At 58.9% G+C, this 9,608-nt stretch carries 10 protein-coding genes and 2 pseudogenes; 6 read left to right on the plus strand and 6 right to left on the minus strand.

The window, feature by feature from the left end:
* Positions 1 to 88: pseudogene (locus RM96_RS38930) on the plus strand (IS5/IS1182 family transposase); the annotation flags it as partial.
* Positions 89 to 215: 127 nt separating this feature from the next.
* Here the strand turns inward: RM96_RS38930 and RM96_RS37690 are convergent.
* Positions 216 to 893: a GntR family transcriptional regulator gene (locus tag RM96_RS37690; protein WP_082016725.1), complete on the minus strand. Its 678-nt coding sequence runs from the start codon at positions 891 to 893 to the stop codon at positions 216 to 218.
* Between the two features lie 144 nt (positions 894 to 1,037).
* Here RM96_RS37690 and RM96_RS27145 point away from each other — a divergent pair, with 144 nt between their 5' ends.
* The 5 genes and pseudogenes from RM96_RS27145 to RM96_RS37700 form a co-directional block, all read left to right on the plus strand.
* Positions 1,038 to 1,454, plus strand: coding sequence for a tautomerase family protein (locus RM96_RS27145; protein WP_039014842.1), 417 nt, complete (start codon positions 1,038 to 1,040; stop codon positions 1,452 to 1,454).
* A 16-nt stretch (positions 1,455 to 1,470) separates the two neighbouring features.
* Complete coding sequence (locus RM96_RS27150) at positions 1,471 to 2,793, plus strand: MFS transporter (RefSeq protein ID WP_039014843.1); 1,323 nt, start codon at positions 1,471 to 1,473, stop codon at positions 2,791 to 2,793.
* A gap of 11 nt (positions 2,794 to 2,804) precedes the next feature.
* Complete coding sequence (locus tag RM96_RS27155; protein WP_039014844.1) at positions 2,805 to 3,194, plus strand: tautomerase family protein; 390 nt, start codon at positions 2,805 to 2,807, stop codon at positions 3,192 to 3,194.
* A 78-nt stretch (positions 3,195 to 3,272) separates the two neighbouring features.
* Positions 3,273 to 4,598 carry a fumarylacetoacetase gene (gene fahA / locus RM96_RS37695; RefSeq protein ID WP_082016726.1) on the plus strand — a complete coding sequence of 442 codons (1,326 nt, stop codon included), beginning with the start codon at positions 3,273 to 3,275 and terminating at the stop codon, positions 4,596 to 4,598.
* Between the two features lie 121 nt (positions 4,599 to 4,719).
* A pseudogene (locus RM96_RS37700) lies at positions 4,720 to 4,937 on the plus strand (IS66 family transposase); the annotation flags it as partial.
* Between the two features lie 1,205 nt (positions 4,938 to 6,142).
* Here the strand turns inward: RM96_RS37700 and RM96_RS27160 are convergent.
* From RM96_RS27160 to istA, 5 genes are read right to left on the minus strand one after another with little or no spacing between them, the layout of a single operon-like run.
* Positions 6,143 to 6,937: an enoyl-CoA hydratase/isomerase family protein gene (locus tag RM96_RS27160; protein WP_039014845.1), complete on the minus strand. Its 795-nt coding sequence runs from the start codon at positions 6,935 to 6,937 to the stop codon at positions 6,143 to 6,145.
* A gap of 29 nt (positions 6,938 to 6,966) precedes the next feature.
* The gene (locus tag RM96_RS27165; RefSeq protein WP_238587431.1) at positions 6,967 to 7,365 is read right to left on the minus strand and encodes an alpha/beta hydrolase; all 399 of its coding nucleotides are present in this window, start codon (positions 7,363 to 7,365) and stop codon (positions 6,967 to 6,969) included.
* 44 nt (positions 7,366 to 7,409) lie between these two features.
* On the minus strand, positions 7,410 to 7,616 hold the full coding sequence (locus RM96_RS27170; protein WP_039014846.1) for a hypothetical protein: 207 nt from the start codon (positions 7,614 to 7,616) through the stop codon (positions 7,410 to 7,412).
* A complete protein-coding gene (gene istB, locus RM96_RS27175; protein ID WP_039014847.1) occupies positions 7,613 to 8,380 on the minus strand; it encodes an IS21-like element helper ATPase IstB in 768 nt (255 codons plus the stop codon). The genes RM96_RS27170 and istB overlap by 4 nt, the downstream gene beginning before the upstream one ends.
* Positions 8,367 to 9,596, minus strand: coding sequence for an IS21 family transposase (gene istA / locus RM96_RS27180; RefSeq protein ID WP_443112279.1), 1,230 nt, complete (start codon positions 9,594 to 9,596; stop codon positions 8,367 to 8,369). Before istA ends, istB begins: the two co-directional genes overlap by 14 nt.
* Between the last annotated feature and the right edge of the window lie 12 nt (positions 9,597 to 9,608).

Raw genomic sequence — 9,608 nt, forward strand, 5'->3', positions numbered from 1 at the left:
CGAACGCCTCGCCACCATCCATGAAGCATTCCTGAAGATCGCCTGTTGCATCATCTGTTGGCGACACCTCAGGAAGTCATTTTGTTAGGCCTTCTTAGACGGGAGCGCGTGACATCAGGCGCCACACCAGTTCCCGTGTAGCGTGGCGGCACAGGGACAGCAGAAGAAGGAGGAGAAGTCGTTCTGCCTGCGAAGACGCTCCGTATGCGTCTAAGTCAATCAGCCCCGAGTGATCGTAGCGTGAGCGTTTCCGTATGCCGCAGGTGATGCTCAACTAGTTCGCAGGTTCTTTCGACGTTACGGCTGATCGCCATGTCAGCGATCTCACGATGCTCTTCTCGCAAGTCACGGCTTTCGTCGGACATTCGAACGTTGATCCAACGATAGCGCTCGCCTTGGACAACAAGCTGCTCGCGCACCCTCAATAGCCATGTGCTGTCGCACGCCCTGACGAGCGAATCATGAAATTGCGTGTGGGCGTCAATCCATCCCTCATCCAGTTCCGCAGGATTTGAAGGCGTTCGATTAAGTTGGTGCAGGGCAGAGACAACGCCCGCCTCCCACGCTACATCGCCGCGAGCGATTGAACGCCGAAGGCATACAAGTTCAACTTCGACCCGCGCTACCGTGAGATCTCGCACTTCGTCGGCCGTAACCGGAGTGACGCGAAATCCCCGCTGCGGCGAGGCCACAACAAGTCTTTCCGCAGCAAGCCGAGAAAGAGCCTCACGAATCACTCCCTGACTCACCTCCAGCTGCTCCGAAAGCTCTTGAATTTTGAGCTTATGGCCTGGCTTTTGCCTGCCGGACAGCACCTCAGCCCTAAGACGGCGATACGTGGAGTAGGTCAGGCTGGTGGCGTCGGCTGGGGGGTCGAGGGGTATTGTAGACATTCTTGGATCATACAGAGATTCCAGTCGCCCATCAATGAAAGTGTGAAATATCGATAATTTACTTGTTCGTCCTATTTTCGTGTGCTACGGTTGCAAGACGATAGCGAATCGACGCTACAAGACGTCCTTCATAAGGAGACACACATGCCGCTAGTTCGTATCTCTCTTAACAAGTCCACGCCCGAGTTCACTCGCGGTGTTGCCGACGCCATCCATCAATCGATGGTTGACACGATTGGCATTCCAGTTGGCGACCGGTTTCAGATCGTCACGCAGCATGAGCCTGGTGAGCTCATCTATGACCCTGGCTTTTATGAGATTGACCGCACTGACGGCTTCATCGCCATACAGATCACGCTCGCCGCAGGAAGGTCGCGTGAGGTAAAGGCCACTTTGTACCGGCGCATGGCCGAGCTGCTATCCGAGCGCCTTGCAGTCCGTCCGCAAGATGTCTTTGTCAGTTTGCTAGAGGTGGGGCCCGAGGACTTTTCGCTCGGAAACGGCAGGGCTCAATTTGCTGAGAATCTGCCGCCTCATCTCAAAGCTCTCAAGGCCAATTGATCCCGGAGTTAGCCACATGTCCACGACTACTGTTGGTACTCGGATGGGGCGCGTTGCGACGGCGAGTTTGGTGGGGACGGTCATTGAGTTCTATGACTTCACCATCTTCGGGACGTCTGCCGCGCTTGTCTTCGACAAGATCTTCTTTCCATCACTGGGAACGGCTGCTGCAATTGCTGTTGCGCTCGCAACTTTTGGCGTTGCGTTCGTCATCCGGCCGTTTGGGGCTGTCCTTTTTGGACATTTCGGTGACAGGCTTGGCCGCAAGAACACCCTAGTTGCGACGCTACTCCTAATGGGTCTGTCAACTGTGGGAATCGGACTTCTCCCGACCGCTGAGACCGTCGGCCCGATGGCTGCAGTACTGTTAGTCATCCTTAGATGCGTACAAGGCCTTGCAATGGGCGGAGAGTGGGCGGGCGCGAGTCTCGTGACGACCGAGAGTGCGCCCGCTCATGAGCGAGGCAAGTACGGGATGTTTCCCCAACTCGGACCTGCGATTGGCTTCCTACTCTCCAGCGCCACCTTTCTCATTACGTCCTCCACGCTGACAAACGCTGAGTTCTTGTCGTGGGGGTGGAGAATCCCATTCTTGACCAGTGCGGCCCTGATTGTTGTAGGGCTCATTATTCGGGTAACTCTCGAAGAGACTGACGTCTTCCAACACAAAGTCGTTGAGAAATCGGGCGTCGTCAAACTTCCCGTAGTCGAGTTGTTCACCACGCAGCGTAGAGAGCTAGTTCTAGCGACTGGCAGCACCATCGCGGTGTTCGGTCTCTTCTATCTCGGCATCACATACCTGATGAGCTATGGAACGCTAAATCTTGGTCTTAACCGCACTACTGTCCTATTAATAGGCATGGCAGGGGGTGTGTCGCTGGCAGTCACGACAATCCTTGGCGCCGTCTGGTCCGACAAGATCGGTCGCAAGCGAGTCCTGATCATTGGCAACAGCTTGTGTCTGATGGCAGCTCTTGGCCTTTTTCCGCTCATTCAAGGCGGCGGCACGGTTGCACTGCTGGCTGGCGTGATCGTTCTGCAAGCCGCGATTGGCCTCGCATACGGCCCGCTCGGTGCATATCTTCCCGAGCTCTTCGCACCCCGCTTTCGATACACAGGAGCAGGTCTCTCCTACAACATTGCCACGGTACTGGGCGGCGCTATCACCCCGATCGTGGCGACCCAGCTATTAGAACGCTTTGGACCGCTTTCCATTGGCATCTATATGGCCGCGCTTTGTGGCATTTCGCTTCTAGCACTGCTGTTGTCAAAGGAAACGCGTTCCTCCCATCTAGGCGACAAAAACCACGCGTCAGACGTTGAATCTATCCCGACTTAAAGGAGAAGACTATGCCCTTCTATCAATTCACCGTAACGGCAGGGAGCATTAGTGCTCAGCGCAAGGCAGAGATTGCTCGTGCCGTCACCACCACACATTGTGAGGTCACGGGAGCGCCGTCCGACTATGTCAGTTGCTCCTTCGTTGAGGTGCCGCACGGCAACTTGTTCCTTGCGGGGGAAGCCTCACCAGGGACTCGTATGGTCGGCCTGATCCGACGTCGTTCGGAGGAGCTCAAGCGCGAGCTGCTGCTAAAGCTTGCGCAAGCTTGGAGTTCCGCGACAGGCGAACCCATTACCGAAGTGGTGATGTTCCTCGTCGACATTCCTGGCTACCAGGCGTTCGAGAACGGCGTCCTTCTTCCCGAGGCCGATCAAGATGTACTTTTTGCCGCGAAGTGAGGTCATTCGCCATCCCGGACACGGGAAGGATGAGGCCTGAATGACTAGAGATGCTGCTGAAACTCTTGAGGTGAAAGCATGACTGCAGTGCCCCTGAACGAAACGCATGACCCGGCCAGAAAAAGCTGGGTCGAATCTGCGAACGACCCTGCCGGAGATTTTCCAATCCAAAATCTTCCCCTTGGAATCTTTAGCTGCGGTTCGGAAGATGCTCCCCGTCCGGGAATCGCGATTGGCGACCAGATTCTTGACCTCGTGGAAGCTCACAAACTAGGGCTGCTGCCGAATTCGCTTCCAGAGGAAGCAGTACACTCATCGTCCTTGAATGCGCTGATTTCACTAGGACAGCCGGCGCTCTCGCAACTCCGCCGACACGTGGGAGAAGTGCTCGACGCTCACCAATCGGGCGAAGGTGTTCGCTCACATGCAACGCGTCTACTGCACGAGATGTCGGCCTGCAAGCTCCATAGGCCGACCTCAATTTCGAACTATACGGACTTCTATGCGGGGATTTACCATGCTATCGCTGCTGGTGCGCAGTTAACACCAGACGACCCGTTGCCGACCAATTACAAGTGGGTACCTATCGCGTATCACGGCCGAGCCTCGTCAGTGCAGGTGAGCGGCGCTATGGTGCGCAGACCTCTCGGTCAACGCCCGCCAAAATCGCGTGGTGAAGCGCCTGGATTTGGACCATGCGAGCGGCTCGACTTCGAATTGGAGATTGGATTCTACGTTGGGACCGGAAATCCTCAAGGCACCTCCGTGCAAATTGGCTCTGCCAGCAAACAGATTGCTGGCTTCTCACTCCTCAATGATTGGTCGGCGCGCGATATTCAGCGATGGGAGATGTTTCCATTGGGACCCTTCTTGAGCAAAAGTTTCGCGACGACCGTGTCACCGTGGATTGTAACCGCCGAGGCACTGCTACCGTTTCGGGTACCCGCGCTGGCGCGTAGAGCCGACGAGCCCAATCCGCTCCCGTATTTATTTGATTCTGAAGATCAGGAATCCGGCGCTTTTGACATCGGACTTCGCGTTCTTCTGTCCACGGAAAAGATGCGTGAGCGTGGGGATCTAGCCGTGGAAATTCTTAACTCAAACTCCCGGCATCTCTACTGGACACCCGCACAGATGGTTGCGCACCATACAGTCAATGGCTGTAATCTGTTGCCTGGAGACTTGATTGGTACAGGTACGATCTCCGGCCCGACGAACGCCGAACTGGGCAGCATGCTGGAACTGACGGTCGGGGGGCAGCAGCCAATCAACCTTCCAAATGGTGAGCGTCGAACGTTCTTGCTTGAAGGGGACGAAGTGACTCTGCAAGGGCGATGCGAGAGGACGGGCTTTGCCTCCATTGGATTCGGATCATGTGCCGCGACAATTGTTGCGAGTCCGTGACTAGCGCGCGTCCGCACTGAGTCCACTCATTGCGAAAGCAGAGACGCCCAGCAGGCGAGCGAGCATAGCGCGTCTCCGGAACAGGAGCCACGCAAACCACTCCCGGAGGCCGGCTGGCACATATTCCGTGGCAGCCACGAAACTGCATGCCGACGATACGCCAGTGCCGGTGCTTGCGCCGGGCAATGGCAAGAGGAAGACGTGCGCGACGACCGGGACTCAGGCGACATGACGCCGCCGGCGGTCTGGTTCGCCTATACACCGGATCGCAAGGGCATCCACCCGCAGCAGTACCTCGAATCTTTCAACGGCACGCTGCAAGCCAATGCCTCCGCTGGGGAAATCCGCACGCTACGTTCTGTGGGAACCGGAGGCGGGTGACTGCTTCCGGTGACCCGGTGCTGGGGGTGAAACTCCCCGGGTCTACTGTGTGTCCAGCGAAGGCTGGCGTGTTCAGCAGGAGTTAGTCCTGCCGGGGTAAGAAGGGGCTTGAGGGCGAGATCGACGGATGTGAATCATCCCAATGTTATACGTCCGGGACAGCGCTGTCATTCGAACACCGCGCGACGAACCGTGCGATTCGCTGTCGATCCTTACTCCTATCCAGGTGAGGGCTGCAGCACCGGCAGAAGGGATTCCGTTATCCCGGTAGCTCAGTTGGGTGAGTGGGGTCAGTTCCAGACGAATCTTTGAAAATCATAGCTCGAAAAGAGCTACGCTAGCTTGTTCGTCCCTCAATATTTTTGTAAGCATCCCCTATTTGTACATAGGAATTTTCTTACTAATTTTCTAATGTGTCCCCGTCCTTGGCGATGCCGCGATTACCCCAACCCTGAGGAGATCAGGGCTCGCGCGGAGCAGCCAGGGCAATGGCCACCATGCGCGGATCCAATAGCCTTGTGGGCAGGAAAAGGATTTGGGTGACGTATAGAGAATGGACCGCAATGCCGCGTCTCTAGGGTGCGGTATTTGCGGCCGAACCGCGGTCACCCAGGAAGAATCCGCCATTCCGCGCCCTTGAAGGGAAGGGAGGAGAGGGCGTCAATGACGTGATCGCATAGGATCGAGAGCACCCGATATGAGAAGTTCTCTCGCCCTACACGCTTTGGCGACAACCATACCTGCTGCTAGCCGTTTGACTCCGAAAAGATATCGGTCCTAGCCGAACCGCGTGGTCAGAGAGATTAGCAGATGGCGCAAGGCCCGGAGCCTTGTGGGGCCATCAGTCCAAACAAGCCAGCGGCGTATGTGAGTCCATCCAGTCGTGGCGCCCCGTATTGGCCGCCCACGCCCAGTTTGCTGGCCGGGGCGACGGCACATTGCCATGGCAACGCTCGCTGCGCTGCTGGCCGGTACGTAGCTCGCTGGCGCTACCGACAAGCTCGCGCTGGCCGCGCCGGCTTCGTTGGTTCCGTTAGTTCATCGCGGTGTATTCCTCTTCAATACAAGTTCGGCGTCTGCCCGCAACGCAACGCTATAGCCAGTAGGAGGCCTAGCTAAACACAATCGCGCATCCTGGGGGGACATCGAACCATTTGCTACTGTTAGCGACCGTTGAAGTCCAAGACGGGACGAGGTAGGCCGGCCTTCAGGGCATCGACAGCGGAATGTAAGCCTCGCTGGACGTCGTCGGTCTCGAACAACGGCATGGCGATGTCAAACATGGCTTCGTCCGCAGCGGAAACGCCCCCCACAGCCCACGCTCGCAGCAAAGCCTTGTGCGCGGCGTAAGCGCGAGTGGGCCCGTGCGCAACGTTCAGAGCGAAGGCACGAGCTTCGGTCAGAAGAGCAACGTCAGCGACCACGCGATTGACGACGCCGAAGTGCTCCATCGTGGTTGCCGGAACCCTTGAAGACGTCATGGCCCATTCTGACGCGCGCGAGCGGCCAGCGCGCTCCGCAACGCGGTAGACACCACCAAGCAAGGTGACAATACCGAGGGTTTGTTCCGGGTGTCCAAACGTGGCCAACTCCGCAGCGAAAATCACATCCGCGCGCAGCGCCAGTTCGAACCCGCCGCCTAAACACAGCCCCTGCACAGCCGCTATAACGGGCAGGGGGATGCGCTCGAATCGGTTGAAGACCGACATGTAGTGCCCAAAGAGCGCGCGGAGCTCCCGAGCACTGGCACTGGCATCCGGCCAATTCATGATATCTCCGCCGAAGGAGAAATTGTCACCTTCACTCCGTACGAGCACCGCACGAGCGTCGCTGAATTCAATGGCTGTGATTGCCGCAGCCAATTCGTCAATCATCTGGCCATCAATGCGGTTCTGTGGAGGGCGATCCAGAACGATTGTGGCAATACTATCGTCAAAGCTGACCGTCAAATGAGGCATGGAGAAGTCCTTTATCGTCAATGCGGAAGTTAGCCAAGGCGCTGCTTGAACCATTCAACTGCAGCCTCACTGGACCGGGAGAAGCCAGACAGGTACGGATCGAAGTGGCCCCCCTTGATGGTCACCGGGTGTTTGGGCTGGAGCGCTCGTTCATAGGCCGCGAGTTCAAGATCGGTGAGCGTGATGGTGTCCTGAGTGGCCACAACCATCAGCAGTGGAGTTGGAGAGACCCGGGAGATCCATTGTCCGGGCTCATACATGCGTGCAGCTCGCGTAGACCGAACCGTCACATTGTTTTCCCACACGCCATCCGGCACGGGCTGCAGGTAAAATTCAATGGCATCCGTGGCGCGGTAGGATGCCGGCACACTGGTGTTGACGGCGGTGTAAAAGCGACAGTAAATGGTGGCGTATGGTTGGGTAAGCAAGGGGCCGCACGCGGCCCCTTGCAGTTTGGGAGGGACGGTGCTGGTTAGAACGGATCGTCGAGGCCTTTCTCGGGGGGCGAGCGCTGCTCACTCAGCAGGTCATGTAGCGCGAGCTGGTAGTGCGCGCAGATCCGCTCGCGTAGATCGTCGATGAGTTCGACGACGGCGAGGGCCTGTTCTGGGGACCAGTTGTCTGGGATCAGGAAGTCCAGGCCGTTGGTGATGCCTGAAGGCAGGTGCAGATGCGTCATGATGGCTTTTTCTCCGCCCGGGCCACGCTGCGTTTCTTTGCTCGCTGATCGGCCCGCTCACGCGCTTCCTTGACGCGATACGACTCGCCCTCGATCGCGATGACTTCGGCACGATGCACCAGTCGGTCAACCAGCGAGACGACGCAGGCGGCATTCGGGAACACCTCAGACCATTCGGCGAATGGTCTGTTTGTTGTAACCACCGTACTGGTGGCGCCATATCGGCGACTGATGAGCTCGAACAGCAGATCGGCATGTCGGTTCGAGTACGACAGGTAGCCGACCTCGTCGATGACCAGCACGTCCGGCGAGGCATAGCGGTGTAGGCGTCGACGCAAGGCCGAATCGCTGTCGAGGGCGGCCAGCTCGCCGAGCATCTGGCCGGCGGTGGTGAACAGCGCCGTGTGCCCTTGGACGAGCGCCTGATAGGCCAGATTCAGCGCCAGGGTCGATTTGCCGACGCCGTTCGGGCCGATCAGCACGACGTTGGCCGAGTCCTTGACGAACTCCAGCGACATCAATTCTTCGACGGCGGCCCGGTCGCAGCGCGTCGGCCAGGCCCAGTCGAAGTCGCACAAGGGCTTGAAGTTGCCCAGGCGGGCATCCCGGATGCGTCGCTCCAGCGAGCGGCGCGAGCGCTCCTCTTCTTCCCATTGCAGCAGCGGCGCCACCCAGCCGGCGTCGGCGACCTCCGGCCAGTGCGCCAGTAGCCCATGCAGGCGCAAGGCGTTCGCACGGCTTTGCAGGGTCTCAGGCGTGTTCATTGGCATCTCCCGTGATCTGATCGTAGATGTCGAGGCGGTGGGGTATCACCAGCTTGTCCTTGTGCCGGACGTGTTCAGGTAGATGGATGCCCACGGGCGGCGGTGCCTGGCGCGCCTCGCGCCGGCGCTCCAGCGCCAGGCGCACCGGATTCTGGTGAGGCGCCGCATCGCTGGCGAGGATTTCCTCGATCGCCGCTTGCAGTTCAGCGGCGCCATAACGGTCGAGCAGTCGCAGCAGGTGGGTGGTGATGTTGCCCAGATTGCCGCCCCGTTCCGCTGCGCGCTGCAGCAGCGCCTGGCTGGCCGGCGCCGCCCGAGCCAGATGGTCAAGTCCGCGATGGTGGCGGGCTTCGCGTTTGCGTTCGACCAAGGCGTTGATGTGCGCGGCAATCTCTATCTGCGCGCCGCGATCGTAACTGCGCTCATGAGTGGCGAGCAGCTCCGCGCCATCGAGGATGCGTACCTGCCGGGGACTGGCCCGCACGGTGAGCGTGCGTCGCACGTGGGTATGCGGGATCGTGTAGTCATTCAGATCGAAGCGCACATACGGTGTCTTGCCGACCTTGACAGCCAGTTGCAGTTCGCATGGATAGGGATTCTCCGGCAAGGCGAGCAGGCTGGGTTGCTCACGAGTGAAGGCCTCGCGTACGCTGATCGTGGGTTCCTCCCGGCAGGGGCGATCGGCCGCAAGTCCCGCACACCAATGGGCGGCTTGTGCGTTGAGCTCATCGAGGTCGGTCACGGTGCGTCCGGCGAAGAAGTTCTCGCGCACGTAGCGGATGGCGCGCTCGACGCGCCCCTTCTCGTTGCCACGGGCGACGGCAACCGGCCGGGGCTCGTAGCGGTGATGCGCCGCGAACGCGAGCAGTGTCGGATGGAAACGGATCGCATCGCCCTGGCGTTCCAGCACGGCGCTCTTCAGGTTGTCGTAGAGCAGGACCCTGGGAAGGCCGGACCAGGCTTCGAAGGCACCGGCATGGCCGGCCAGGAAGCTGTCCATGCGTGCATCGAGGTAGAAGCGCAGATAAATCTGCCGCGACCACGACAGCACCATCACGAAGGCCATCAGCGGCCGGCGTGCGCGGCCGATCTGCAGATGGCCGAAGTGACCCCAATCGACTTGCCCTTGTTCGCCTAATCGGAAGCACGTGGTAATAAGAAGGAAATGACCTGCCACCCAGAGTTTGCAGGGTGGCAGGCGGCACGACCTTCTCATTATGGGCGCGTG

This window comes from Cupriavidus sp. IDO, from assembly GCF_000812465.1.
Taxonomy (GTDB): Bacteria; Pseudomonadota; Gammaproteobacteria; order Burkholderiales; family Burkholderiaceae; genus Cupriavidus.